The sequence below is a fragment of the Halomonas daqiaonensis genome, assembly GCF_900109725.1.
Classification (GTDB): domain Bacteria; phylum Pseudomonadota; class Gammaproteobacteria; order Pseudomonadales; family Halomonadaceae; genus Halomonas; species Halomonas daqiaonensis.
On the sequence record NZ_FOBC01000044.1, the window covers coordinates 1 to 1,197 of the forward strand.

General features: G+C 67.8%; 1 protein-coding gene. It reads left to right on the top strand.

From position 1 onward, the window contains the following. On the top strand, nucleotides 1–1,197 hold a 1,197-nt coding region (gene trkA, locus BMY30_RS17450), incomplete at both ends, for a Trk system potassium transporter TrkA (RefSeq protein WP_139195560.1).

Sequence of the window (1,197 nt, forward strand, 5' to 3'; positions counted from 1 at the left end):
TGAAGATCATCATTCTCGGCGCCGGCCAGGTCGGCGGCACCTTGGCCGAGCACCTGGCCCGGGAGGAGAACGACATCACGGTGGTGGACACCGACAGCGAGCGCCTGCGCGAGCTGCATACCCGCCTGGACATTCGTACGGTGGCCGGGGCCGGCTCCTACCCCATTGTGCTTCGTCAGGCCGGCTGCGAAGACGCCGACATGCTGATCGCGGTGACCAACACCGACGAGGTCAACATGATCGCCTGCCAGGTGGCCCACACCCTGTTCCGCACACCGACCAAGATCGCCCGAGTGCGCGCCACCGCCTACCTGACCCGCAAGGGGCTGTTCGCCCATGAGGCGGTGCCCATCGATGTGCTGATCAGCCCCGAGCAGGTGGTCACCGACCATATCCGCCGGCTGATCGAGCACCCCGGTGCCCTGCAGGTCCTGGAGTTCGCCGGCGGCCTGGTGCAGCTGGTGGCGGTGAAGGCCTTCTACGGCGGCCCGCTGGTCGGCCAGGAACTGGGCTTCCTGCGCCGCCACATGCCCAGCGTGGACACCCGGGTGGCGGCCATCTACCGCCGCAACCGGCCGATCATCCCGCGTGGCGACACCGTGATCGAGGCCGACGACGAGGTGTTCTTCATCGCCGCCCGCCGCGACATTCGCGCGGTGATGAGCGAGCTGCGCCGCCTCGACCGCGACTTCCGCCGGATCATGATCGCCGGCGGCGGCAACATCGGCGAGCGCCTGGCCGAGCACCTCGAGCACAGCCACCAGGTCAAGATCATCGAGCACAACCTCGAGCGCTGTACCCAGCTCTCCGAACGCCTCGACCGCACCGTGGTGCTGCACGGCAGCGCCACCGCCAAGCGGCTACTGGAGGAGGAGAACATCGAGGACTGCGACATCTTCTGCGCGCTGACCAACGACGATGAGGTCAACATCATGTCGTCGATGCTGGCCAAGCGCATGGGCGCCAAGAAGGTGCTGACGCTGATCAACAACGCCGCCTACGTGGACCTGGTGCAGGGCGGCGAGATCGACATCGCCATCTCCCCCCAGCAGGCCACCATCGGCAGCCTGCTGACCCACGTGCGGCGCGGCGACATCGTCAACGTCCACTCGCTGCGCCGCGGCGCGGCCGAAGCCATCGAGGCCATCGCCCACGGCGACACCCAGTCATCCAAGGTGGTGGGACGCACCATCGGCG